The sequence below is a fragment of the Marinobacter sp. G11 genome (assembly GCF_021282325.1).
GTDB classification, from domain to species: Bacteria; Pseudomonadota; Gammaproteobacteria; order Pseudomonadales; family Oleiphilaceae; genus Marinobacter; species Marinobacter vinifirmus.
On the sequence record NZ_JAJSPB010000007.1, the window covers coordinates 56914 to 81912 of the forward strand.

The window sequence follows — 24999 nt, forward strand, 5'->3', positions numbered from 1 at the left end:
CTTATAAAGCGTAGAAAAGCATGGGCACAAACGCCACCAGTAACAGCGTGGGTACCATTACCGCCAGCGGCAACAACAGGCGCTGATAACGATGCCAGAAGGAACCGGTGCGCTCGGCAGCCAGCACTTCGGTTTCGCCAACCACTTGCCGGGTCAGCAGGTGGTTGAGGGCCACGGGCGGGCTCAGATAACCCAGCTCGAACGCCACCAGGCACACAATCCAGAAGTGCAGCGGGTCGATACCAATCTGGATGGCCGGCTGGGCAATGGTGGCCGATACCAGGATAACGGCACCGAACGGGTCCATCACCATGCCGATCACGGTCAGCATCAGCACGATCACCATCATGGCCAACCAGGGGCTGGTCAGGCTTTCGGGGAACAGGGCGTGTACGATATCGGAACGCTCCAGAATACCACCCAGGCAGATCGAGAAACCGATCAGGGCCAGCAAGGCGCCGATATGCACGGCCGAATCACTGGCAGCAGAGCTGCTGCGATCGAAGAACGCCTGGGTTCTGGACTGGCCGGTTTCCTGGCCTGCCTTGCCGGCATCCAGCATCACCACAGCCAGCATCACCAGCGGCAGAATCAGTGGCGCACTGTATTCATTGAACTGAAGCCCGAGCACAACCCAGATGACCAGGATCACAGCTGCTGCTGTCAGGGCATAGGGAATCAGGGGGCCAAGCTCACGCACGGCTGCACGAACGGCACCCGGGGCCGGCCGCGGTTTCCAGTTACCTTCGGTCTTGCAGACGATGAAGGAGAACAGGGAAGCCGACATAATGAACACCCAGAAGCCCCAGCCATACATCTCGGTGGTGGTGACTTCCTTGTTCAGGGCCGCTACCACCACGATCAGCAAGCAAGGATTCAGCACCACACCCAGGCTGCCGGACATCGCCGTGGTCGCCAGCGACAGCTGCCGGCCTGCACCGGCGCGACGCAGCTCGTCGTACACTACCCCGCCAACAGCCAGGATGAAGATACCGGAGGCGCCGGTGAAGGCCGTCGGGAAAGCGGTGGCGAAGATAATCACCGAGGCCAGCATGGGTGCAGGCAGGTTGAACGGCTTGAGCACATTCAGCAACAGCTCCGGCACCCGGGTCTGCTTGAGCATCATGCCCACCAGCACATACAGGCCGATGTTGATGAACATGGACGACAGGTTCGACATCATGCCGAAGTAAATCGCCAGGCCTGAGCTGTAGCCGTCGACAAAGAAGAAGTAGCTCATGGCGATCAGGCCCATGGTGCAGTACAGCGGCACCACCAGCCCCGAGGACATGGCAAGGGAGCCTGCTTTCATGCGCTCCGGCACAAACAGGAACCGGATGGCGTTGATCACCATGAACAGCCCGAACACCAGCGACCAGGCATATTGCAGAATTATGGTGTCACCGGCCCCCGGGGATGCCTGCAGTCGCCCGACGTAGGCACTGAGCGACAGCAGCATCAGCCCGTTCACCACAAACTGGGAACCCTGGCTCAGGCGCCATTCCGCCCGGTTTCTCGGCAAGCGCAAGGCAATGTGGTCCGCATCCAGCGCCGAGATGGCCGCAGCCATGGCAAACATGCCAATGAACAGGAACTTTGTCAGGTCGATGTTCTTGAGCAGAAAGTCTGCCAGCCCCTGCTCGATATCCTTGAACACACCCAACGCCCAGGTGGCATGCTTCTGGTTTTCAGCGAACTGCAGGTGACGCTGCTCACACAGGGCCAGGTTGCTTTGCAGGGACTTACGTATGGCCTCGGGGTTAGGCGGAGAGCTGAACAGATCGTCCGGGTCCGGCTTGTAGGCGGCTACCCGGCGTTCCACTTCCGTGTCGATATCAACAGACAGGTTGCAGGTAGGCTCGGTTGCATCCGGGTTAAGCAGGTAATAGTTGGGCCATACCTGCTCGCCTATCCACAAAAGCCTGGAATGGAGCGAGTTGCCCATTCCCAGCGCCAGGGTCGCCAGAAGTAACAGCAGCAGGATTACCCCGTGCAGCCTGTGCACGGGGTAGAGCGTCCTTGCGCCGGTAGCGGTCATCGCTCGCCAGTTCATCGTCAGTGTCTCCGATTATTCCCGGTTAGCCGCGGTGCACTCGGAAGCACCCGGATTGCTGGCACAACGGATCTTGCTCAGCAGGCTCATCATTTTCGGGTGATAGACACTCGGTGCGTTGTTCACACCGTCACGCATCTCCAGGCGGTTCTCGCGGAACATTTCCTGGTAGCCGGTGATGTCTTTCTCGGGAATACGAATCCACTGCTCGTCCGGAATACCCTCTTCCTGGCCCTGGATCAGGTTCATGGCCTGCGGGTACATACCCCAGGCAACATCACGGGCTTTCTGGGCGGTGTCGTCGTCCAGCACTTCATCACGGGCAACAATCTGGATGGTCAGCTGGGCCAGCGGGTAATCCACAATGCCGCCCTTGTCGCCAATCCCCTTGTACAGCTCCAGCGCCTCGTAGGCGAAGGCCGGGGCGTAGGCTGCATCAACCGAGCCGTTGTTAAACTTACCGGCAAAGTTGGTGATATCGGAGGGCACCACGGTGGCCTTCACGTAGTTCACCATGTGGATGGCGTCTTTCTGGTAGTCCAGGGTCGCCATGCGCTTACCGGCCAGTTCACCGGCGGTGTCGATGCTGCGGTCGTTCACGAACAGGTAACCGGCACCGGCCGGCACAATACCCAGAACTTCATAGCCGCCGTCTTTCATCAGCGGTGCCGCCTTGGCCTGGGCCAGGGTGGCCAGCAGGGTTTTCAGGTCGTCGTAGGTGGGGATGGCACCCACGGCACTGATGCTGCCGGTGAACTTGTTGAACGGACGGATACGGATATCGGTCGCCGCTACCGCATCACACTGGCCGGCATTGAAGTCGCCTACGGCCACGCCTTCATCGGTGTAAGGCTTGAGCTCGAAGTCCACACCGTGGGCTTTCATTTCCAGTGCGTAGTCTTTCACCAGGTTGTAAACGTCACCGTTGGCGCCGATGACATCGAACACGCACATGGAGACAGGCTGGGCTGAAGCCAGCGGTGCGGCCACAGCAAGGGACAAAGCGGCAAGGGATTTGCGGATCATGACGACCTCCGGGTCATTCTTGTGTTTGTGGATAAGGTTTTCGTGCCGGACGGCGCTGCTACAGCATGCCGTCCAGGTCCATGGTTTCAACGTTTTCGGTGCTGCGTTCCGGGCTCATCTTGCCGAAGTAGCTCTTCGGTGTGCGGTGCCCGTAATTGGCGGTCCAGTGCTTGTCAGACGAGAAGGTCACAACGCCCCGGGCCACCTCATCAACCAGTCGGTACTCGTCCCACACCTCGATACGACCGTCCGCCTCTGCGAAGCTGGCGATGGCATCGGCCAGTACCTGCGGGCGACCGAAGGTCTCAGCCGCTACAGCCTGCAAGGCGTGGGAAGCGCGCATACCGGTTTGCACACCCAGCTCGGCGCTGTTCTCCAGCACCTGCCAGGGGTCGGGGGCCAGTTCCGGGCGGGTATCCGGCAGCAGCAGCCACACCAGTGCACGAACGGCATTGGGCAGGCCGCCCCACTTTTCGTTGTCTACACACTGGGCTGCCCGCTCGGCCTGGGGCGCAATGTTGCGGGGCACACCAGCCATGGCACCGGAGTTGGAATCGTTCACGATCGCCTGCATACCGGTCAGCAAGCCAAGCAGGAAGGTCAGCTCGTCCTGTTCGCTGAACAGGAACGGACATTCCAGGGGTTCTGCTGAAGGATCAAAATCGTAGGCCGCCATCGCACGCTGGAACGCCTGGTAACGGCGCTTCGCGGTCTGGGCGTGCAGTCGCTTGGCCTTTTCACGGGCATCCTTGGCGGCAGGAACGTCACCGCTGAAATCGGCCCGCAGGTAATCAAGCTCGGCTTCCCAGGTGCGGTATTCCATGCAGTTGGCCGCCAGCAGCATCAGCAGGGAACCGGTGGTATCCGGTGCAGAGGTTACCCGGGAGAATGAATACATGAGGGGGTCGACACCTTCGCCCAGGGCGCAGGCCATCTTCGGATCCGACATCTGCATCACGTAGGGTGTTGCTTCAGACTCCGAGTAATTGGAAAGCACTACGCCGGTGGTGGTGTAGATCGGGTTTGCAGAACAGCCGGCCAGCAACAGCACGGCCCCCGCGGTCGCTGTCTGGCGAAGGCGAGACGGGCAAGCACGCATGTAAGAAAACATTGAGGAGATCATAGTTCGACGACCTTTCTTGCTTTGTTGTTGTGGGTGCAAGAATGCGGCGATTGCTGTCAGACAGAAATGGCTCGATTGCCGAAATGGATATGCCGATCAGGCCAATGGCCTGAATGGAAATCAAGAAAAGAGAAATTTATTGATATAAAACAATAGGTTTTGAATCAGCCAAAAATCAGGGGACACAGAAAATTTTTTAAGTATGTGAATGAATATTTTACAACTTCATAATAGCGAGCACCTGATCAGTCAACCCATCGAGCGTCAATCCGCCCCGCTCCGGGCGATACCAGGTCACCGTCCAGCTCAGGGCCCCGGTCAGCATCCGACGCACAATGAACGGCTCCGCATCGATACTGCCCTCCGTGCGCAGTTGCTCCAGCACCGATAGCCACAGGCCTTCATAGTGATCCCGCAGGGCCAGTACTTCCGCCTGCGACTCCTCAGACAAGCTCCGCCACTCATACACCAGCACCGCCATGGCCTCACCAGTCTGGCCGTTGATGGACTCCAGCTCGGCCCGCACCAGCGCCCGGAGCTTCTCCCGCAGGGTGCCCGCCTGCTCCATGGCCGCGTACATCAAGGCGGTATTGAGGCGAATAGTCTCCACCATCACCGCTTTCAGGATTTCTTCCTTGGTTCGGAAGTGATGAAACAGGCTCCCAGACTGGATACCCACCGCCGCCGCCAGGTCGCGCACTGTGGTGCGCTCGTAGCCTTTGTCCCGGAATAACCTGGCCGCCTCTTTCAACAAGCGCCCGCGAGCACTGGCGGGGTCGGAAACAAGCTGTTCGGCGATGAGGGACTGAAGAATCTCGTTCTGGTTCACAAAGGCCATCCGGTTGTCTTGCTGGGACTTTTTATTCTACCCGAGATTTGCCTGTTTACAAACCAAGCGCTTGCTTGGTATTGTCGATGGCATCGTTGCACCAGTCCGCAATCGCCGGGCGCAAAGAACAAGGCAAACAACATGGCACAACCCGACAAACCTATCCGCATCGGCTGCTCCGCCGCTTTCTGGGGCGACACGGAAACCGCTGCCGCCCAGCTGGTACGACAGGGCAACATTGATTACCTGGTAGCCGATTACCTGGCCGAGATCACCATGTCAATCATGGCAGGCCAGAAGATGAAAGACCCTTCTCAGGGCTATGCCCGGGATTTCGTGGAAACCGTCATGGCTCCGCTGCTGGGCGACATCAAGGCGCAAGGCGTCCGGGTACTGACCAACGCCGGCGGCGTGAACCCGGTTGCCTGCCGCGATGCCTTGCAGGCCCTGTGCGAGCAAGCGGGCGTGGACCTGAAAATCGCCGTGGTACTGGGCGATGACCTTCTGATGAAGAAAAAGAAGCTGGCCGATGCCGGCATCACCGAGATGACCACCGGCCAGCCCTTCCCCGGCATGATGGTCAGCCTGAACGCCTATCTGGGCGCGCCGGGCCTGGTGGCCGCGCTGGAACAGGGCGCCGACATCATTATTACCGGCCGGGTGGCGGACAGCGCCCTGGTGCTGGCGCCGCTGATGCATGAATTCGGCTGGAGCTGGAACGATTACGACAGGCTTGCCCAAGGCAGCCTGGCGGGGCATTTGCTGGAATGCGGCGCCCAGTCTACCGGCGGCAACTTTACCGACTGGGACCAGGTGGCCGACGGCTACGCCAATATGGGGTTTCCGATAGCCGAGGTCAGCGCTTCCGGCGACTTTGTGATCACCAAGCCAGAAGGTACCGGTGGCCTGGTCAGCCTGGGCACCGTGAGCGAACAGCTGGTGTACGAGATTGGTGACCCACGGGCCTATCTGTTGCCGGATGTTACCTGTGATTTCACTCAGGTGACTCTGGAGGAAACCGGCAAGGATCGGGTTCGGGTTATTGGTGCGAAGGGCCTGCCGCCCACCGACAGCTACAAGGTGTCCGGCACCTGGCCGGATGGCTTCAAATGCACGGTCACCTTCCTGCTGGGCGGCATCGATGCCAAGGCGAAGGCGCAGAAAGTGGCCGAAGCCATTCTGGCGAAGACATCCGCGATGTTTGCCGAGCGTGGCCTGCCGGACTATTCCGAAACCAGCATCGAGCTTTTGGGCACCGAAACCACCTACGGTGCCCACGGCCGGGGCGACCAGTGCCGGGAAGTGGTGGTGAAGATTGCCACGGCCCACCCGAACAAAAAGGCGCTGGTGATGTTCTCAAGGGAAATTGCCCAGGCGGCCACGGGCATGGCGCCGGGCATTACCGGCATTGTCGGTGGCCGGCCGACGGTGTGGCCGAAGATTCGTTTGTTCTCCTGCCTGGTGCCGAAGTCTGAGGTGTCGGTTGCAGTGGAGTTGGCGGGCCAGAAATCGGCCGTTGAAGTGGCTTGTGAAGGCGGCTTCAATGGCAGCACTCTGGCCCCTGAGCCAGAATCCCGGATGGAGGTTTCAACAGACACTACGGTGCCGCTGATCAAGCTGGCCTGGGCGCGGTCTGGTGATAAGGGTGATCACAGCAATATCGGGGTGATTGCGCGGGATCCGGAGTTTTTGCCGTTTATTGAGGCGGCGTTGACGGAGCAGGCGGTGGCCCAGTGGATGAGTCATACGCTGAATCCGGAGTCTAGCAAGGTGACGCGCTGGGCGATGCCGGGGTTGCATGCGTTCAATTTCTTGCTGGAGCACAGTCTGGGTGGCGGTGGTGTAGCCTCCCTTCGGATTGATCCGCAGGGTAAGGCTTTTGCACAGCAGCTGCTGGAGTTTCCGGTGCCTGTGCCTTCGAATCTGGTGGCGCAATGAACATTCTAATCGCTCTCCGGCGCAAGCTTCTTGCTTGGGGCTCAAACCCACAACTTGAGTGCCGGTGCCCTGGTGGGGGAACGCCCTACAAAAAACGCTCCTTCGGCACATCCATGTGGCGCTTCGCTCCGGCCATCCATGGCCTACGAGATTTTTGTAGGGCGTTCCCCCACCAGGGCGCTCCGACTTTTTACGTGGATTCAGTCTATTCGGATAAGGTTTTTTTATGAGTTATCAGTCTGTTCTTCGGCCGGGGCTGTTTGAAGGCCAGGTGTTTATTGTGACCGGCGGCGGCTCTGGAATTGGCCGCTGCACGGCCCACGAACTGGCCGCCCTCGGTGCCCGGGTTGCGCTGGTGGGTCGTAAGCAGGAGAAGGTGGATTCGGTTAAGGCCGAAATAGAAGCCGATGGCGGTATCGCCAGCGCCCATTCCTGTGACATTCGTGAGGAAGAGTCGGTTAAGGCCACGGTGAAAGCCATTATTGCGGAACACGGCCGGCTGGACGGGTTGGTGAATAACGCCGGCGGGCAGTTTGCCTCGCCGTTGACGGGGATTAACCAGAAAGGTTGGGAAACGGTGGTGCGCACCAATCTGACCGGCGGTTTTCTGATTTCCCGGGAGGCCTATACCCAGGCGTTAAGTAAAACCGGTGGTTCGATTGTGAACATTGTGGCGGATATGTGGGGTGGTATGCCGGGCATGGGCCACTCAGGGGCCGCACGGGCGGGGATGGTGAATTTTACCCAAACGGCGGCGGTTGAGTGGGCGCCTTCCGGGGTTCGGGTGAATGCGGTGGCGCCGGGGTGGATTGCTTCCAGCGGGATGGATAATTACCCGGCTCATATGAAGTCGTGGATTCGGAGCCTGGCGGATGCGGTGCCGATCAAGCGGATGGGGACGGAGTCGGAGGTGAGTTCGGCGATTTGTTTTCTGCTCAGCCCGGGTGCGGCTTTTATCAGTGGTGACTGCCTGCGGATTGACGGGGCGGCTTCTCAGGGCGGGCGTGTCTGGCCGATGCCGAAGGCGAAGAACAACGAACCGTACAACGGTTTTCATCGGGCGGTAACGCCGAAAGTTTTGAGTGACGTCTGAGGATTCCCCATGCAGGTACTGGAAACAACAATAACCCCCCAGTCTGACGAGTTCCGGGCTAATGTTGAGGCTATGGAAGCGCACATCACCACCTTCCGGGATGTGGAGCAGAAAGTACTGGATCTGGCGGAATCGGCCCGGGAGAAGTTCACCAAACGGGGTAAATTACTGCCCCGGGATCGTATCAACCGGCTGCTGGACCGGGGCAGTGAGTTCCTGGAGCTATGTTCCCTGGCCGGCTACAAGATGCACGATGACAAAGACGGCTCCATGGCCGGTGGCGGGATTATTGCCGGCATTGGCCGGGTAGCCGGTGTGCGCTGCCTGGTGGTGGCCAGCAACAGCGCCATCAAGGGCGGAACCATTACCCCCGCCGGTCTGGACAAGACCCTGCGTCTGCAGCAGATCGCCATGGAGAACAAGCTTCCAGTCGTATCGATGTCGGAATCGGGCGGTGCCAACCTGAACTACGCTACCGACATCTTCGTGCTCGGCGCCCGGGGCTTTGCCAACCAAGCCCGCATGTCCGCAGCGGGCATTCCGCAAGTGACGGTAGTCCACGGCAACGCCACTGCCGGTGGCGCCTATCAGCCGGGCCTGTCCGATTACGTGATCACCGTGCGCGAGCAGGCCAAGATGTTCCTGGCAGGCCCGCCGCTGCTGAAAGCGGCCACCGGTGAAATCGCCACCGACGAAGAACTGGGCGGTGCAGAAATGCACGCCACCGTGGCCGGCACCGCCGAATACCTGGCCGAGGACGACGCCGATGGCATCCGCCAGGCCCGGGAGATTCTCGGCGCCCTGCCCTGGAACGAAAACCTGCCGCTGCGCCAGGAACCGCAGTGGGATGAGCCGCTGTATCCGGCTGAAGAGCTGCTGGGCGTAATTCCTTCCGACGCCAAGAAGCCCTACGACGTGCGCGAAATCCTCGCCCGCATCGCCGACGGCTCCCGGTTCCTGGATTTCAAGAACGACTACGACAGCCAGACCGTGTGCGGCACCATCCGCATTCAGGGCCACAGTTTAGGCATCATCGGCAACAACGGCCCGATCACCCCGGCCGGTTCCACCAAGGCGGCGCAGTTTATCCAGCTCTGCGACCAGGCCGGCACACCCATCCTGTTCCTGCACAACACCACCGGCTTCATGGTGGGCACCCACTCGGAGCAGAACGGCATCATCAAACACGGCTCCAAGATGCTGCAGGCCGTCGCCAACTGCCGGGTGCCGAAAATCGCCGTGGTGGTCGGCGGCTCCTACGGCGCTGGCAACTACGCCATGTGCGGCCGGGGCCTGGACCCGAGATTCATCTTCGCCTGGCCCAACAGCCGCACCGCCGTCATGGGCCCGGCCCAGGCCGGCAAGGTTATGCGTATTGTGGCGGAAGACAAACAGCGCAAAAGCGGCATAGAACCCGACGAGAAAACCCTGGCGTTCCTGGAGCAGGCCACCGCCAAGAAACTCGAAGACGGCTCCACCGCCCTGTTCGGCACCGCACGGCTGTGGGATGACGGCCTGATCGACCCGCGGGATACCCGACGAGTTCTGGCCCTGGTTTTGTCTGTCTGCCGCGAGGCCGAGCAACGGCAGCTACGGCCCAACTCTTACGGCGTGGCTCGGTTTTAAGTGGGGAGCTGGCTTCACCTGGTGTTTTATTTTGGGTGGAGCCCGCCTCGTGGATTGTTGTTCAGTAGTTGGAACCATGTGGGATGAGCTGTCCAAAAACCGCTACAAGCACATCCATGTGCGCTTCTCTCCGGCCATCCATGGCCTGCGAAGATTTTTGGACAGCTCATCCCACATGGTTCTACTCGACGTCACGGGAACATCTTTTTCGAGATGGCTTATCAAACTCAACCGAGGTGTGTCACAGCCCTGCATCAAATGCGTCACACCATAAGATTGCCAGCAGGATGCACCGAAACCTGACAGTAAAGCGGGTGCGTGGGCCAGCCTTCAGAAAATGTGCGGAGCCATGGATGGCGGAGCCCAAGCGTCACATGGACGTGCCGAAGGAGCGTTTTTCTGAAGGCTGGCCCACACACCCGCGCCCCAAGCTACCGGGCAAGCACCAAACAAAGAACACAAGAACTGACCGTCTTTAAAAAAGTAGGAGAGAACAATAATGAAATTCACAGCCGAACACGAAGCCCTCAGAAAGACCGTCCGCGATTTCGTCGAAAAGGAAATCAATCCGCACTGCGATGAATGGGAAGAGGCCGGCGAGTTTCCGATTCACGACCTGTTCAAAAAACTTGGCAACCTGGGCCTGCTCGGCATCCAGAAGCCGGAAGAGTACGGCGGTATGGGCCTCGATTACAGCTACAACCTGGTGGCCGCCGAGGAACTGGGCATGGCCAAATGCGGTGGTGTGCCACTGGCGATCGGTGTGCAGACCGACATGTGCACCCCGGCCATTGCCCGCTTTGGTTCAGACGAGCTGAAACGGGACTTCCTGGCCCCTGCCATCGCCGGTGACATGGTGGGCTGCATTGGCGTCAGTGAAGTGGGTGCAGGTTCCGACGTAGCTGGCTTGAAAACCACGGCGAAGAAAGACGGCGATGACTACATCATCAACGGCTCCAAGATGTGGATCACCAACTCCCCGAAAGCCGACTTCATCTGCCTGCTGGCCAACACCAGTGATGACAAGCCCCACAAGAACAAAACCCTGATCATCGTGCCGATGAACACCCCCGGCATTTCCTTCAGCCCGCACCTGAACAAACTGGGCATGCGCTCATCGGAAACCGCCCAGGTGTTCTTCGACGACGTGCGCGTTCCCCAGCGCAATCGCATCGGCGCGGAAGGCACCGGTTTCATGTGCCAGATGATCCAGTTCCAGGAAGAACGCATGTGGGGTGCGGCGAATGTGATCAAGGCGCTGGAGAACTGCATCGACCAGACCATCGAATACTGCCGCGAACGCAAGACCTTCGGACAGCCGCTGATCAACAACCAGTACATCCACTTCCGCCTGGCCGAACTGCAGACGGAAGTGGAAGCCCTGCGCGCCCTCACCTACCAGGCCTGTGAACTGCACATCGCTGGTAAAGACGTGACCAAACTGGCGTCCATGGCCAAGCTCAAAGCCGGCCGTCTGGGCCGTGAAGTCACCGACACCTGCCTGCAGTACTGGGGCGGCAACGGCTACATGTGGGAAAACCCCCTGGCCCGTGCCTACCGCGACGTGCGTCTGGTGTCCATCGGCGGCGGCGCCGACGAAATCATGCTGGGCATCATCTGCAAGCTAATGGGCACTTTGCCTGGCAAAAATCGCGACTGATTAACGAGTTTGACAGAAGGCCATGAGGCGGGTTGCCCTTTCCGGGACACGCCTACGAGTACGTCCCTGTAGGCTCGTTTCGGGCCGTCCATGGCCCTCAACGGTCCCGGAAAGGGCAACCCGCCTCACGGCCCCGAACATTTTACGTGGAGTCCTTTTATGGAATACCAACTACCACATTGCGAAACACTGATTCTCGAGAAACAAGGCCCGTCCCTGTTTCTCACCATCAACCGTCCGGACGTCCGCAACGCCATGAGCCTGCAGATGGTCGCGGAGTTGGCCGCCCTGTTCACCGAAGTTGAAAACGACAACAGCATCCGCGCCGTCGTCATCCGCGGTGCCGGCGGCCACTTCTGCGCCGGAGGTGACATCAAGGACATGGCCGGCGCCCGGGGCCAGAAAGGCGAAGGCAAGGACGACCCGTTCTACAAACTCAACCGCGCCTTCGGCCAGATGATCCAGCAGGTCAACGAATCCTCCAAAGTCGTCATCGCCATCACCGAAGGCGCCGTCATGGGCGGCGGCTTCGGCCTGGCCTGCGTCTCCGACCTCGCCATCGCCGGGCCCACCGCGAAATTCGGCATGCCGGAAACCACCCTCGGCGTCATCCCGGCCCAGATCGCTCCGTTCGTGGTCGAACGAATCGGCCTGACCCAGGCCCGCCGGCTGGCACTTCTGGGTTTGAGAATCGACGCAGCAGAAGCCTGCACACTGGGTATCGTTCACCAGGTTGCGGAATCCGAAGAACAGCTGAACGACATGCTGAACCAAGCCCTTGAACGGGTTCGGCTGTGTGCCCCGAATGCCACGGCAGAAACCAAGGCGCTGTTGCATCGGGTTGGCAATGAAAGCATGGCCGGTTTACTGGATGCTGCCGCCGGGAAGTTCGCCGCTGCGATCCGTGGCCCGGAAGGCACTGAGGGCACCATGGCGTTCATGCAAAAACGAGAGCCTAAGTGGGCTGAGAGCTAAAAAAACGACAACAAACACACACTGTTCACTAGCTGTTGAGCAGGCACGAACAAAGTCAGCGGAAGCGCCGCTGGCGGGGAGGGCCTCCGGAAAATCTCGGAGGCCATGGATGGCCGGAGCGAAGCGCACACGGATGTGCTCGTAGCGTTTTTCCGGAGGCCCTCCCCGCCAGCGGTGCGCACGAGCACCCAAATGCGCAGGCGCGCATCAAGGCAGGTGACATACAAATGCTAAAAAAACTACTCATCGCTAACCGAGGCGAAATCGCCGTCCGGGTCATCCGCACAGCCAAGGCGCTGGGCTACCGAACCGTTGCCGTCTACTCCGAAGCCGACGCCAACGCCCTGCACGTTGAACAAGCCGACGAAGCCGTCTGCATTGGCCCGGCACAAGTCGCCGCATCCTACCTGAACGCCGACGCCATCCTCGATGCCGCCGCCAAAACCGGCGCCGACTGCATCCACCCCGGCTACGGCTTCCTCTCCGAAAACTCCGGCTTCGCCAAAGCCATCAAACAAGCCGGCCTCACCTTCGTAGGCCCGCCCGAAAACGCCATCGAACTCATGGGCAGCAAACGCCGCTCAAAAATCGCCATGCAGGAAGCCGGCGTACCGGTCGTCCCCGGTTACGAAGGCAACAACGCAACCGACGACGAACTCATCGCCGCCGCCAAAGACATCGGCTACCCCCTCATGCTCAAAGCCTCCGCAGGTGGCGGTGGCCGGGGCATGCGCCTGGTCGAGAGCGAAAGCGAGCTGGCCGACAACATCAAACGGGCCCGCTCCGAAGCCAAACAGGCCTTCGGCGACGACGAGCTGATTATCGAAAAAGCCGTCATCGAGCCCCGGCACGTGGAAATCCAGGTCTTCGCCGACCGCCACGGCAATGCCGTGTATCTGGGCGAGCGGGACTGCTCCGTGCAGCGCCGGCACCAGAAAGTGGTCGAAGAAGCGCCCTCGCCCTTCGTTACTCCGGAACTGCGGAAAGCCATGGGCGAAGCGGCCGTCAAAGCCGCCCTTGCCTGCGGCTACGAAGGCGCCGGCACCGTGGAATTCCTGGTCGACAAAGACCGCAACTTCTACTTCCTGGAAATGAACACCCGCCTGCAGGTGGAACACCCGGTCACCGAACTGATCACCGGGCAGGATCTGGTGGCCTGGCAACTGATGGTGGCTGAAGGCCGGCCACTGCCGCTGGCCCAGGAGGAGATCGAACTCAATGGCCACGCCATCGAAGTGCGCCTGTACGCCGAAGACCCGGCCAACGGCTTTACCCCGCAAACCGGCACTTTGCACGAGTTCACTCCGGCCGAGGGAGAAGGCCTGCGGTTCGACACCGGCGTGCGCTCCGGCGATGTAGTCAGCGCCCACTACGACCCCATGCTGGCGAAAGTCATCGCCTGGGGCCAGAACCGGGACGAAGCCCGCCGCCGGCTAATCCGGGCGCTGGAAGACACCACGGTGTTCGGCGTAACCACCAACCGCCACTTCCTCAGCCGCATCATCGCGGATGACACCTTCGGTGCCGGTGAAGCCACCACGGCGTTCCTGCAGCAGGCGTTCAAAGATGACCCATCGCTGGCACCGCAAGCACTGAGCATCCGCGAACTGGCCCTCAGCGCCTGCGCCCTGAGCCTCAACAGTACCGGGCAGGAAGGCTGGAGCAACGCACCAGCCACAGTGATTCCCATGAAGCTGGAGATCCAGGAAAAAACCGTCGAACTGCTGGTGCGTCACAGCGGCCACAAACTGCTGGTCTCCCATGGCGATGACCAATGTGAACTGCTGATCCAGAGCCACGAACAAGGCCAGCTGTGCATTATCGACAACGGGATTCGTCAGCGGTGCCAATACTCCCGGGCCGGTGATTCCCTATATTTGCAGGCACTCGGCCGGTCGTGGTCGGTAACCGACATCACCCACCAGCCTGCCACAGGTGCCCAGGGCGCCGGCAGTGGCCGTATCCAGGCCAGTATGGACGGGGCGATTATCGATGTGCTGGTTGCCGCCGGCGACACCGTACAACAAGGCCAGACGCTGGTGATCCTGGAAGCCATGAAAATGGAGCATCCGGTGAAAGCGGACAGGGATGGCACCGTTGCCGCGGTGCACACCAGCAGCGGAGACCAGGTACGGCGCAGCCAGTTACTGGTAGAGCTGGCCGCCAACGAAACCGAAGAACAAACACAATAACAGGCGCAGGGCAGCACCCCTGCCCTGTCAGCAACGGAACGGACGCGCCATGAGCCAAGACAACGTAACCGCCAGAGACCTGATGCGCAGCCTGCCGGGCGTATTGCGCCGGTTCCCATTCATCGCCAGGGGGCTTTATTACTACGCCGTTAAAGATGACAAAAAGGAACTGACACTGGGCAAGCTGGTGGAGCGCAATGCCAGTAAATACCCGAACCGGCCCGCGATACTGTGCGACGACCAGACCATCACCTGGCAGGAATTCGATGCCTGGAGCAACCGGATCGCCCACTACCTGAAAGACCAGGGCCTGGTAAAAGGCGACGCCATTGCCGTGCTGCTCGACAACCGCCCGGAGCTGCTGGCCCTGGTGGCCGGCGCCGGCAAAGTAGGCGTGGCCTGTGCCATGCTCAACACCTCTCAGAAAGGCAAGGTGCTGACCCACAGCATCAACCTGATTGAACCGAAAATGCTGGTGGTCGGGGACGAACTGCTGGAGCACGCCGAAGGCATTCGCAAAGAAATCGATCTTAAACACAGCAACCCGTTCCTTTACCTGGCCGACACCAACACCCTGAACATCTACGGCGACGCGCCGGAGGGCTACGTCAACCTGGCACAGGAAGTCAGCCGTTGCCCCTCGGCCCGGCCAACCCTGAGTAACCCGGTGGTAATGGGCGACACCGTGGTGTACCTGTACACCTCCGGCACCACCGGCCTGCCCAAGGCAGCCCCGGGTTCACACCGCAAATTCATCCGCGCCTACGGCGGCTTCGGCATGCTGTCCCTGGCCATGGAACCGGAAGACGTTCTCTACTGCACCCTGCCTCTGTACCACGGCACTGCGCTGCTGGTCTGCTGGGGCTCGGTACTGGCCGGCGGCTCAGCCATCGCCCTGCGCCGGAAATTCTCTGCCAGCGCCTTCTGGGACGATGTCCGCCGCTACAAAGCCACCACCTTCGGCTACGTGGGCGAACTCTGCCGCTACCTGCTGAACCAGCCCCCCAGCGACCAGGACCGCAACCACAGCCTGACCAAGATGATCGGCAACGGCCTGCGCCCCTCCATCTGGAAGGAATTCAAGGACCGCTTCGGCATTGAAACCGTGGCGGAGCTGTACGCCTCTTCAGAGGGCAACATCGGCTTCAGCAACTTCTTCAACATGGACAACACCGTCGGCTTCTCCACCGCGCCCTACAAACTGGTGAAATACCACGAAGGCACCCGGGACCCGATCCGCACCGAGAAAGGCCGGCTGGAAGAAGTGGAAAAAGGCGAACCGGGCTTACTGATTGGCGAAATCACCAAGAAGTGGGCATTTGAGGGTTACACCCAGAAAGAAGCCACCGAAAAATCTATCCTGCGAGACGCCTTCAAAAATGGCGACGCCTGGTTCAACACCGGCGACGTGCTGAAAGAAATCGGCTGCCGGCACCTGCAGTTCGTCGATCGAATGGGTGACACCTTCCGCTGGAAGGGCGAAAACGTCTCCACCACCGAAGTGGAAAACATCATCGACGGCTCCGGCATGGTGCAGGAAGCCATCGTGTACGGCGTGGAAATCCCGAACACCAACGGCAAAGCGGGGATGGTAACCCTGGTGCCCCAGAATCCGGAGGCAGATGTTGACGTGGACAGGCTGTTCGCTTACCTGAGCGACAACCTGCCAGCCTATGCCATTCCGGTGTTTGTGCGGGTAACCCACGCCATCGAGAAAACGGGAACCTTCAAGTACCGGAAGGTGGATATCCAGAAGCTCGGCTATTCCCTGGACCGGCCCCACGAGGAAGTCTATGCCTGGCTTCCCGGTACGTCCGGTTATACCCGACTGACGCCCAAGCTGGTTTCTGACATCGACTCTGGTGGGGTTCGGTTTTAGCCTTCAGCCCTGAGTTGGGGCCTGTTTTTGGCCCTAGCCTGTTGGTCTTTTGGGGGGCGGCGTCTGTGGGGCATGCCTCCCAAAAACCGCTCCTTACGGCACATCCCTGTGGCGCTTCTGCTCCGCCATCCATGGCTCCGCAAATTTTTGGGAGGCATGCCCCACAGACGCCAGTCCAACTTCGCAGTAATAGCCAAAAAAACTCACCTTTGCCGCAATCAGCTTACTGACTATTACTCGTAGGCTGAAAGTCCGGGTTGGGGCGCGCTTCCAAAAAATTTCGGAGGCCATGGATGGCCGGAGAGAAGCGCACAGGGACGTGCTTGTAGCGGTTTTTTGGAAGCGCGCCCCAACCCGGGCACACCCCCGAAACAAACAGGCTAGGAGCCCAAGTTAAGCACCCACTCAAGCCCCGACACGAAGGACGACCTTGCCGGTAGCCCGACGACCTGCCAGGGCGCCCAGGGCTTCCGCGTATTGCTCGAAATCGAACACCTCGCTGACCTTCGGGTCGATTTTGCCCTCAGAGTACATCTGCAGCAGCTCCATCATGTTCTGTGCACTCACCTCCGGCTCGTTGCGGGTAAAGGCACCCCAGAACACGCCGACCACCGAGCAACCCTTCAGCAACGTCAGGTTGGCCGGCACTTTCGGGATGTCGCCGGCGGCGAAGCCGATGATCAGGTGGCGGCCGTTCCAGGCCATGGTGCGCAGGGCCTGTTCGGTGAAGTCGCCGCCGACGGGGTCGTAGATCACGTCCACGCCTTTGCCCTTGGTGAGTTTCTTCACCGCGTCTTTCAGGGGCTCGTCGGTGTAGTTGATCAGCTCGTCGGCACCGGCATCCTTGGCGATGCGGAGTTTCTCGGAGCTGCTGGCGGCGGCAATCACTTTGGCTCCCATGGCCTTGCCCAGCTCTACCGCGGCCAGGCCAACGCCGCCGCTGGCGCCGAGCACCAGAAGGGTTTCGCCGGGCTGGAGGTTAGCGCGCTGTTTCAGGGCGTAGTAGGAGGTGCCGTAGACCATCATAAAGCCGGCGGCTTTTTCATCCGGCATGTTGTCCGGCACGGGCAGCAGGTTGGATTCCGGGGCAACAACTTCCTCGGCGAAGGCGCCGAAACCGGTCAGGGCGGCTACCCGGTCGCCGGGCTTGAAGCGGGTAACCTTGTCGCCCACTTCAATGACTTCACCCGCCAGCTCGCCGCCCGGGGAAAATGGCATGGGGGGCTGCAGCTGGTACTTGCCTTCAATGATCAGGGTATCGGGAAAGTTCAGGCCGGCGGCTTTCACGCGGATTTTTACGCCCCGGTCGCCCATTTTCGGGCTGGGTACGTCTTCGATGACCAGTGTTCCGGCGGGGCCGTACTCTTTGCACAGAATGGCTTTCATGATCTCTCCTGATGGCGCCGCCGCACACAGGGGGCACCGTTGTTGTTCGGTATTTTATTGAGGGAGATCAAGCTAAACAGAGTTCCGGTATGAAGCAAATAAAGTTAGCTTATCGGACTTTATTAGCCGTGCTAATAACAACGCGTGAGCCCTCCCACTTCAAGCACCTTGCGTTATCGACCGGATGAATCACAGGGAATTTTCGGCTATGCTTCGCGCTCCCGTTCTGAATGCATTTTTCATCCATTCTCAGCCCCAGAGCCGGCCATGTTCGACATTATCTACACCCTTGAAATGATCGGCATTGTGGCGTTTGCCATTTCCGGCATGATTGTCGCGCGCTCGAAAAACATGGATCCGGTGGGGGTCTTTGCCATCGGTTTCATTACCGCTCTGGGTGGCGGCACGCTGCGCGACCTGATCATGGACAACCACCCGCTTTACTGGATCAAGCACGAAGAACAGCCGATCCTGATCCTGGCCATGGCTATTGTGTTCAGCTACTGGAGCCGGGCCCACAGTCTGAAAGAGTCCCGCATTGTGTTTCCGGATGCCATCGGGCTGGGCATTTTCTCCATCCTCGGCGCCCAGCTGGCGCTGGATCTTGGGCATTCGTGGTTTATTGCGTCCATGCTGGGAGTGATGACCGGATGCTTCGGCGGCGCCCTGCGCGACACCCTGTGTAACGAAGTGCCGTTTATCTTCCGTAAAGACCAGATCTACGCCTCCATCGCGTTTGCCGGCTGCTGGCTCTATTTCGTCTGCCAGTGGTTCCTGGAAAGCGAGTCCCTGGCCCTGACCATCGGCCTGCTGTTTATTGTCATTGTGCGGATGGCCGCCGTGCGTTTTGATATCCGTCTACAGAGAGATAACGCGGCTCACTGAACTGTCAATCATCCCTTGGCCTGAGGCCCGTGAGCCGGTAACATTGCCGTTTTTTCACCCAGTTCACGATTTCCGCACGTCAAAAGATTTTAAACTCCAACCCAGGCATCCTGAGAGGCAGACCCCCGTCATGCTTGAACGACTGTTCCAACTCCAGGCCCACGGCACTACTGTTCGTAAAGAAGTGGTAGCGGGCATTACCACCTTCCTGACCATGGCTTACATTATCGTGGTCAACCCCAGCCTACTTTCTTCCACCGGCATGGATTTCGGCGCCGTGTTCGTGGCGACCTGCCTGGCGGCGGTCATCGGCACACTGATCATGGGCCTGTGGGCCAACTACCCCATCGCACTTGCCCCGGGCATGGGCCTGAACGCGTTTTTCTCGTTCACCGTGGTCGGCAGCATGGGTTACAGCTGGCAGGTGGCGCTGGGGGCAGTGTTCCTGTCCGGCTTGCTGTTCTTCCTGCTGAGCATTTTCAAGGTGCGGGAATGGATCATCAATTCCATCCCCCTGTCCCTGCGATTCGGTATTTCCGCAGGTATCGGATTCTTCCTGGCCCTGATCGCCCTGAAGAACGCCGGCATTGTGGTGGATCATCCTGCCACGCTGGTCAGCCTGGGTGACGTGAAAGTGCCGGAGGCCCTGCTGTTCTTTGCCGGCTTTGTACTGATCTGTGCGCTCTCTTTCCGCCAGATTACCGGTTCTGTGATGATCGGCATTATTGCTATAACCGCCGCCGCCATGATGCTGGGCATGGTGGAGTATCAGGGTATTGTGTCTGCACCGCCGAGCATCGCCCCCACCTTTATGCAACTTGACCTGGCCGGCGCCCTGAACGTTGGCATGATCAGCGTGGTCTTTGCCTTCCTGTTTGTAGACCTGTTCGACACCTCCGGCACCCTGGTGGGCGCGGCCCAGAAAGGCGGTTTGCTGGACAAAGACGGCAAACTGCCGCGCCTGGGCCGGGCCCTGATGTCTGACTCTGTTGCCACCATGTCTGGCGCCGCACTGGGTACATCCACCACCACCAGTTACGTGGAATCCACTGCCGGTATCGCGGCCGGCGGCCGCACCGGCCTGACCGCAGTTGTGGTCGCCCTGCTGTTCCTGGCTTGCCTGCTGTTCTCACCCATTGCCAGTGTGATCCCGCCCTACGCCACGGCTCCGGCCCTGCTGTATGTAGCCTGCCTGATGGCCAGCGGGCTGAAACTGATCGACTGGGACGACATCACCGACACCGCACCGGCTATCGTGACCGCCCTGATGATGCCGCTGACGTTCTCCATCGCCCACGGCATTGCCCTTGGCTTTATCACCTACGTGGCGGTAAAAGCCCTCGCCGGCCGCTGGTCTGACCTGAACTGGAGCGTCACCGTGATTGCCGTCGTCTTCGTTCTGAAATTCATGTTCCTGGACCTGGCGTAAGCCGGGCCCGCACAGGTGAGTTATGGATTATTTTTCCGAAAGCATTAAAAAGGCCATCCGCACCGTACCGGACTGGCCCAAGCCGGGTGTGTCATTCCGCGACATCACTACGGTGCTGCAGGACAAAACAGCTTTTCGAAAGCTGATTGACGCCTTTGTACACCGCTACCACGGCCAGCATATTGATGCCGTGGCCGCCGTTGACGCCCGCGGTTTTATCATCGGCTCGGCCCTGGCCTATGAGCTGAACGCCTCGCTGGTACTCGTGCGCAAGAAAGGCAAGCTGCCGTTCGACACCATGGTGGAAGACTACGAGTTGGAATATGGCACGGCGTCTGTCGAACTGCACAAAGATGCCTTCAAGCCCGGCGACAAAGTGGTGCTGGTGGACGACCTGATCGCTACCGGCGGCACCATGCTGGCCGCCACCCGGCTGATCCGCCGCATTGGTGCGGAAATTGTGGAAGTGGCCGCGATGATCGACCTGCCGGATCTGGGCGGCTCCCGCAAGCTGCAGGAAGAAGGCCTGCAGGTTTATACTGTGTGTTCATTCGACGGAGAATAACCACAGTTACAGGAGGCGACCATGCCCGATTATCAGCACCACTGGAAAGACGGTACCCCCGTTCACCTGCCCCTTGGCAAGATCGTGTGCATTGGTCGCAACTACGCCGAACACGCCCGGGAACTGAATAACCCGGTGCCGGACGAGCCGCTGCTGTTTATCAAACCCTCTACAGCAGCGGTTCATATTACCCGCCCGCTGGATTTCCCTCGCAATCAGGGCGCGGTGCACTTTGAAACCGAACTGGCGGTACTCATCGGCCGCCCACTCACCCATGCCTCCGAGAGCGAAGCTGAAGCTGCCATTCTGGGATACGGCCTGGCGCTGGACCTGACCCTTCGGGATATCCAAAGCAAGCTCAAGGAAAAGGGCCAGCCCTGGGAACGGGCCAAGGCCTTTGACGGCGCCTGCCCGCTCTCGCCTTTCGTGCCCGCCGACAAACTTCCGAAGGACAACATTCACTTCACCCTGGACATTAACGGCCAGCGCCAACAGACCGGCGACACCCGTGATATGCTGAACCCCATCGTACCGCTGATTGCCCACATGAGCAGCCAGTTCACCCTGCAACCGGGGGACGTGGTACTGACCGGAACCCCGAAAGGCGTTGGCCCGCTGGAATCCGGCCAGACCCTGTCGCTGGAACTGGAAGATCTGCTGTTTGTGGAAACCACAGTGGTCTGAAGTGCCTGCCTGAACGCATATTCAGGCACATCATCAGTTTCAGGGAATACCCAGCACCATGGCGAAGAAACCGGTAACCTCACGCACAGGTCGATTCTTCAAACTGGCCGGCATGACTGCCTCGGTGGCCGGCCAGTACGCCGGCCAAAGGGCACGGCGCATGTTCCGCACCGTCGATGACGAAAGCGCCCGCAGCGAAAGCTACACCCGCATGGCCGACGAGATTGCCGATACCCTGGGTGAGCTCAAGGGCGCCGTCATGAAAGTGGGCCAGATTGCCTCCCAGACCCAGGACTTCCTGCCCAAGGAGTTCTCCCAGGCGCTGGAAAAACTCCAGAAAGAAGCCCCACCCATGCCCTTCGAGGTCATTCTGGAACAGGTGGAAAGCGAACTGGGCAAACCGGTGGGCGAGCTGTTCGAATACCTTCAGGAAACACCCTACGCCTCCGCCTCCATCGGCCAGGTACACCGCGCCCGCCTGCACGACGGCACTGACGTGATCGTAAAGGTTCAGTACCCCGGCGTGGACGAATCCTGCGACTCAGACCTGAAACAGCTGCGCCTGGCCCTGAAACTGGGCGGCCTTTTGAAAATGCCGAAGGAGACGGTGGACCAGCTGTTCGGCGAAATCCGCCTGCGCCTGAAAGAAGAACTGGATTACGAAAACGAAGCCCGCAACCTGAAACTCTTCCACGACTTCCACAAAGACCAGCCGTGGGTACTGATTCCGGAAGTGATCGACAGCCACTCCACCCGCCGGGTACTGACCCTGGAACTGGTGGAAGGCGACCACGTAAGCAAGGTCACCCCCGAACGCTACAGCCAGGAAACCCTGAACGACATCGGCCACCGCATCTTCACCATCATGGCCGACCAGCTGTTCCGCTTCCAGTGCATCCACGGCGATCCCCACGCTGGGAACTTCGCCTACCGGCCGGATGGCACCATCATCATGTATGACTTTGGCTGCGTGAAGAAACTGAAGCCGGAGATTGTGGAGGCGTACCGTAAGGCTCTGATCGCGGCTCTGGATGAGGACTACCAGGCACTCGACGAGTACCTGATTGATTTGGGCGCCCGCGTGGACAACCAGCCGGCGGTCGATGAGGCTTATTACGCCATGTGGCGGGACATTCTGATCATCCCGTTCCTGAATGATGAACCCTATGACTTTGCCGAGGCAGACATCCACAAGCACGTCGCGGCGAAAACCAGTACGGTGTTCAAGTATCTGGATTACTTCAAACCACCGGTAGAGAGCATCTTCATAGACCGGATGATTGCGGGGCATTACTGGATGTTGAAAAGGCTGGGCGTACAGGCCGCGTTCAGAAATGAACTGGAGAAATACCTCCGAGGTTGAGCCTTGTGATGGGCCCCGGCCCCCAGCACAGCCCTGTTGCGGGATAGACCTTCCAAAACACGCTCCTTGCGGCACATCCATGTGACGCTTGGGCTCCGCCATCCATGGCTCCGCACAGTTTTGGAAGGTCTATCCCGCAACAGCGCTCCAAACTTGGGAGCTAGCCCAGAGAGCGAACCCATTCATTCAAGCCATCGCTGGCGCCTTTCCGGATCACTCTGGCACGTGAAACCGAGGCTGGTTCTCCCGGATCAATCACGGTGATGGGCACATCGATGTCCACTTCGTAGACCAGCCCGGCAGCTGGATATACTTGTAGTGACGTTCCCACAATCAGTAACTGGTCTGCCGTGCGCACCACCTCAGCCGCCGCATCCAGCATCGGCACTTCTTCGCCGAACCAGACAATGTGGGGCCGAAGCTGGGCACCACGATCGCAGGTATCCCCGGGATTGATGTCGTTGTAACCGATGTCGTAAATAAGGTCCGGGTATGCGGAACTGCGGGCCTTGGTGAGTTCACCGTGCAGGTGCAGCACATTGCTGGAGCCGCCGCGCTCGTGCAGGTCGTCGACATTCTGGGTAACCACGGTCACCCGGAAACGGCTTTCCAGTTCCGCCAGCAAGCGGTGGGCAGGGTTCGGCTGAACCGACAGCAGCTGGCGGCGGCGTTCGTTGTAGAACCGCAATACCAGCTCACGGTTACGCTCGAACGCCTCCGGGGTGGCTACGTCGTACACACTGTGCTGCTCCCACAACCCGCCGTTGTCACGGAAGGTGGAGAGGCCGCTTTCGGCGCTGATGCCAGCGCCGGTGAGTACTACGATGTGCTCTTGCATCAGTCGAAGATCTTGCCCGGGTTGATGATACCGTTAGGGTCGAACACCTGCTTGATACCCTTAAGATAGGCGATTTCCGCCTCGCTGCGGGTGTAGTGCAGGTAGGGCTTTTTGGTCATGCCTACGCCATGTTCAGCGGAAACACTGCCCTGGTAGCGTTCGACAATCTCGAACACCCACTTGTTCACCTGCTGGCACTTCTCAAAGAAGTCTTCCTTGGCCATGTCTTCCGGCTTGAGGATGTTCAGGTGCAGGTTGCCGTCGCCGATGTGGCCGAACCAGATGATTTCGAAGTCCGGGTAATGTTCGGTGACGACGTCGTCGATTTCCTGCAGGAAGCCCGGCACCTTCGAGACCACCACAGAAACGTCGTTCTTGTAGGGAATCCTCGGGGCGATGGACTCGGAAATCCGCTCCCGCAGCTGCCACAGGTTCTGGGCCTGGGTTTCGCTCTGGCTGATTACGCCGTCCAGCACCCAGCCTTCCTCGACGCAGTGTTCGAACAGGGACATGGCATCGTCCATCACCTGATCGGAAACCGCCTCGAATTCCAGCAGCGCGTAGTAAGGCGCTTCGGTCTCGAACGGGGCCTGTACCTGGCCGTGGGCCAGTACGTGGTTCATGGCCTGGTGGGAGAAAAATTCGTAGGCGGTCAGGTCCAGCTTGCTCTGGAACTTCTGCAGCACGTCCATGGTGTTGGTCAGGTCGCCCAGGCCCAGCACCAGTACCGTGAGGTTATCCGGCTGGCGGGTAAGCTTCATGGTGGCTTCGGTAATGAAGCCCAGGGTGCCCTCGGCGCCGATAAACAGGTGGCGCAAGTCGTAGCCGGTGTTGTTCTTTTCCAGGTCCTTGTTCAGGTCCAGGATATCGCCCTTGCCGGTGACCACTTTCAGGCCGGCTACCCAGTCGCGGCTCATGCCGTAGCGGATCACCTTGATGCCGCCGGCGTTGGTAGACAGGTTGCCGCCCAGCTGGCTGGAACCGGCAGAGGCGAAGTCCACCGGGTAGTACAGGCCGTTTTCCTCGGCGAAGTTCTGCAGCTGTTCGGTCACCACGCCCGACTGACAACGTACCGTGCGGTCGCTGGCATTGAATTCCAGGATCTGGTTCATGTTATCGAACGCCACTACCACCTCGCCGTTGGCGGCAACGGCGCCGGCGCTCAGGCCGGTACGTCCGCCGGAAGGCACCAGGGCCACCTTGTGCTCGTTGGCAAACTTCACCACAGCCTGCACCTGCTCGGTGGTCTTCGGCAGCACGATCGCCAGGGGCTTGGGCGGATGGATTTTGGTCCAGTCCTTGCCATAGGAGTCCAGGTCGGCCGGATCGGTCAGAACCTTGCCCGGAGCGTCGCCGGTAGCCACCAGCTCTTTAAGGGAAGCAATGATCTGTTCGGAATTCATGGGTGTGTCTGTCTCTCAGGTTGGGCCGCGCGTGGTCAGAAGGCGTTCACAA

General features: G+C 59.9%; 19 protein-coding genes. 12 read left to right on the forward strand and 7 right to left on the reverse strand.

Annotated elements, in window-relative coordinates; all coding sequences use genetic code 11:
* Window position 1 precedes the first annotated feature (1 nt).
* The 4 genes from LWH94_RS06495 to LWH94_RS06510 all read right to left on the reverse strand — a co-directional run bounded on the left by LWH94_RS06495 (window position 2) and on the right by LWH94_RS06510 (window position 5040).
* Window positions 2-2053 carry a TRAP transporter large permease subunit gene (locus LWH94_RS06495; protein ID WP_232901611.1) on the reverse strand — a complete coding sequence of 684 codons (2052 nt, stop codon included), beginning with the start codon at window positions 2051-2053 and terminating at the stop codon, window positions 2-4.
* Between the two features lie 15 nt (window positions 2054-2068).
* Window positions 2069-3079, reverse strand: a complete 1011-nt coding sequence (locus tag LWH94_RS06500) for a putative solute-binding protein (protein WP_058341361.1) — start codon at window positions 3077-3079, stop codon at window positions 2069-2071.
* A gap of 58 nt (window positions 3080-3137) precedes the next feature.
* Complete coding sequence (locus LWH94_RS06505; RefSeq protein WP_232901612.1) at window positions 3138-4202, reverse strand: hypothetical protein; 1065 nt, start codon at window positions 4200-4202, stop codon at window positions 3138-3140.
* A gap of 217 nt (window positions 4203-4419) precedes the next feature.
* Window positions 4420-5040 (reverse strand): TetR/AcrR family transcriptional regulator, encoded by a 621-nt coding sequence (locus tag LWH94_RS06510; protein ID WP_232901613.1) that lies wholly within the window; start codon window positions 5038-5040, stop codon window positions 4420-4422.
* A gap of 132 nt (window positions 5041-5172) precedes the next feature.
* Between LWH94_RS06510 and LWH94_RS06515 the strand changes: the two genes are divergently transcribed.
* From LWH94_RS06515 to LWH94_RS06545, 7 genes are all read left to right on the forward strand, one after another.
* The gene (locus LWH94_RS06515) at window positions 5173-6969 is read left to right on the forward strand and encodes an acyclic terpene utilization AtuA family protein (protein WP_232901614.1); all 1797 of its coding nucleotides are present in this window, start codon (window positions 5173-5175) and stop codon (window positions 6967-6969) included.
* A 226-nt stretch (window positions 6970-7195) separates the two neighbouring features.
* Window positions 7196-8062, forward strand: a complete 867-nt coding sequence (locus LWH94_RS06520) for an SDR family oxidoreductase (protein ID WP_232901615.1) — start codon at window positions 7196-7198, stop codon at window positions 8060-8062.
* A 9-nt stretch (window positions 8063-8071) separates the two neighbouring features.
* Entirely contained in the window at window positions 8072-9688 is a 1617-nt protein-coding gene (locus LWH94_RS06525) for an acyl-CoA carboxylase subunit beta (protein WP_232901616.1), read from the forward strand.
* Window positions 9689-10187: 499 nt separating this feature from the next.
* The gene (locus LWH94_RS06530; RefSeq protein ID WP_232901617.1) at window positions 10188-11348 is read left to right on the forward strand and encodes an acyl-CoA dehydrogenase family protein; all 1161 of its coding nucleotides are present in this window, start codon (window positions 10188-10190) and stop codon (window positions 11346-11348) included.
* A gap of 159 nt (window positions 11349-11507) precedes the next feature.
* The gene (locus tag LWH94_RS06535; protein WP_232901618.1) at window positions 11508-12323 is read left to right on the forward strand and encodes an enoyl-CoA hydratase/isomerase family protein; all 816 of its coding nucleotides are present in this window, start codon (window positions 11508-11510) and stop codon (window positions 12321-12323) included.
* A 227-nt stretch (window positions 12324-12550) separates the two neighbouring features.
* A complete protein-coding gene (locus tag LWH94_RS06540; RefSeq protein WP_232901619.1) occupies window positions 12551-14515 on the forward strand; it encodes an acetyl/propionyl/methylcrotonyl-CoA carboxylase subunit alpha in 1965 nt (654 codons plus the stop codon).
* 49 nt (window positions 14516-14564) lie between these two features.
* Complete coding sequence (locus tag LWH94_RS06545; RefSeq protein ID WP_232901620.1) at window positions 14565-16394, forward strand: long-chain-acyl-CoA synthetase; 1830 nt, start codon at window positions 14565-14567, stop codon at window positions 16392-16394.
* Between the two features lie 405 nt (window positions 16395-16799).
* Here the strand turns inward: LWH94_RS06545 and LWH94_RS06550 are convergent, their stop codons facing one another.
* Entirely contained in the window at window positions 16800-17780 is a 981-nt protein-coding gene (locus LWH94_RS06550) for an NADPH:quinone oxidoreductase family protein (protein ID WP_232901621.1), read from the reverse strand.
* Between the two features lie 267 nt (window positions 17781-18047).
* Here LWH94_RS06550 and LWH94_RS06555 point away from each other — a divergent pair, with 267 nt between their 5' ends.
* From LWH94_RS06555 to LWH94_RS06575, 5 genes are all read left to right on the forward strand, one after another.
* Entirely contained in the window at window positions 18048-18665 is a 618-nt protein-coding gene (locus LWH94_RS06555; RefSeq protein WP_022989973.1) for a trimeric intracellular cation channel family protein, read from the forward strand.
* 130 nt (window positions 18666-18795) lie between these two features.
* Entirely contained in the window at window positions 18796-20094 is a 1299-nt protein-coding gene (locus LWH94_RS06560) for an NCS2 family permease (RefSeq protein ID WP_058341373.1), read from the forward strand.
* A gap of 22 nt (window positions 20095-20116) precedes the next feature.
* Window positions 20117-20659: an adenine phosphoribosyltransferase gene (locus LWH94_RS06565; protein ID WP_022989975.1), complete on the forward strand. Its 543-nt coding sequence runs from the start codon at window positions 20117-20119 to the stop codon at window positions 20657-20659.
* A gap of 21 nt (window positions 20660-20680) precedes the next feature.
* Window positions 20681-21343, forward strand: a complete 663-nt coding sequence (locus LWH94_RS06570; RefSeq protein ID WP_094623855.1) for a fumarylacetoacetate hydrolase family protein — start codon at window positions 20681-20683, stop codon at window positions 21341-21343.
* A gap of 58 nt (window positions 21344-21401) precedes the next feature.
* Entirely contained in the window at window positions 21402-22706 is a 1305-nt protein-coding gene (locus LWH94_RS06575; protein ID WP_232901622.1) for an ABC1 kinase family protein, read from the forward strand.
* A 160-nt stretch (window positions 22707-22866) separates the two neighbouring features.
* Here LWH94_RS06575 and LWH94_RS06580 read toward each other — a convergent pair whose 3' ends face one another.
* Entirely contained in the window at window positions 22867-23544 is a 678-nt protein-coding gene (locus tag LWH94_RS06580) for an SIR2 family NAD-dependent protein deacylase (RefSeq protein WP_232901623.1), read from the reverse strand.
* The gene (locus tag LWH94_RS06585; protein WP_058341378.1) at window positions 23544-24947 is read right to left on the reverse strand and encodes an FAD-binding oxidoreductase; all 1404 of its coding nucleotides are present in this window, start codon (window positions 24945-24947) and stop codon (window positions 23544-23546) included. Before LWH94_RS06585 ends, LWH94_RS06580 begins: the two co-directional genes overlap by 1 nt.
* Window positions 24948-24999: the final 52 nt, after the last annotated feature.

What these genes read in the sequence shown, in the direction of transcription:
- LWH94_RS06515 (WP_232901614.1), top strand. Translation starts at nt 5,173, where the DNA reads ATGGCACAACCCGACAAACCTATCCGCATCGGCTGCTCCGCCGCTTTC.
- LWH94_RS06555 (WP_022989973.1), top strand. Translation starts at nt 18,048, where the DNA reads ATGTTCGACATTATCTACACCCTTGAAATGATCGGCATTGTGGCGTTT.
- LWH94_RS06575 (WP_232901622.1), top strand. Translation starts at nt 21,402, where the DNA reads ATGGCGAAGAAACCGGTAACCTCACGCACAGGTCGATTCTTCAAACTG.
- LWH94_RS06560 (WP_058341373.1), top strand. Translation starts at nt 18,796, where the DNA reads ATGCTTGAACGACTGTTCCAACTCCAGGCCCACGGCACTACTGTTCGT.
- LWH94_RS06510 (WP_232901613.1), bottom strand. Translation starts at nt 5,040, where the DNA reads ATGGCCTTTGTGAACCAGAACGAGATTCTTCAGTCCCTCATCGCCGAA.
- LWH94_RS06565 (WP_022989975.1), top strand. Translation starts at nt 20,117, where the DNA reads ATGGATTATTTTTCCGAAAGCATTAAAAAGGCCATCCGCACCGTACCG.
- LWH94_RS06550 (WP_232901621.1), bottom strand. Translation starts at nt 17,780, where the DNA reads ATGAAAGCCATTCTGTGCAAAGAGTACGGCCCCGCCGGAACACTGGTC.
- LWH94_RS06540 (WP_232901619.1), top strand. Translation starts at nt 12,551, where the DNA reads ATGCTAAAAAAACTACTCATCGCTAACCGAGGCGAAATCGCCGTCCGG.
- LWH94_RS06580 (WP_232901623.1), bottom strand. Translation starts at nt 23,544, where the DNA reads ATGCAAGAGCACATCGTAGTACTCACCGGCGCTGGCATCAGCGCCGAA.
- LWH94_RS06585 (WP_058341378.1), bottom strand. Translation starts at nt 24,947, where the DNA reads ATGAATTCCGAACAGATCATTGCTTCCCTTAAAGAGCTGGTGGCTACC.
- LWH94_RS06495 (WP_232901611.1), bottom strand. Translation starts at nt 2,053, where the DNA reads ATGAACTGGCGAGCGATGACCGCTACCGGCGCAAGGACGCTCTACCCC.
- LWH94_RS06545 (WP_232901620.1), top strand. Translation starts at nt 14,565, where the DNA reads ATGAGCCAAGACAACGTAACCGCCAGAGACCTGATGCGCAGCCTGCCG.
- LWH94_RS06525 (WP_232901616.1), top strand. Translation starts at nt 8,072, where the DNA reads ATGCAGGTACTGGAAACAACAATAACCCCCCAGTCTGACGAGTTCCGG.
- LWH94_RS06500 (WP_058341361.1), bottom strand. Translation starts at nt 3,079, where the DNA reads ATGATCCGCAAATCCCTTGCCGCTTTGTCCCTTGCTGTGGCCGCACCG.
- LWH94_RS06535 (WP_232901618.1), top strand. Translation starts at nt 11,508, where the DNA reads ATGGAATACCAACTACCACATTGCGAAACACTGATTCTCGAGAAACAA.
- LWH94_RS06520 (WP_232901615.1), top strand. Translation starts at nt 7,196, where the DNA reads ATGAGTTATCAGTCTGTTCTTCGGCCGGGGCTGTTTGAAGGCCAGGTG.
- LWH94_RS06505 (WP_232901612.1), bottom strand. Translation starts at nt 4,202, where the DNA reads ATGATCTCCTCAATGTTTTCTTACATGCGTGCTTGCCCGTCTCGCCTT.
- LWH94_RS06530 (WP_232901617.1), top strand. Translation starts at nt 10,188, where the DNA reads ATGAAATTCACAGCCGAACACGAAGCCCTCAGAAAGACCGTCCGCGAT.
- LWH94_RS06570 (WP_094623855.1), top strand. Translation starts at nt 20,681, where the DNA reads ATGCCCGATTATCAGCACCACTGGAAAGACGGTACCCCCGTTCACCTG.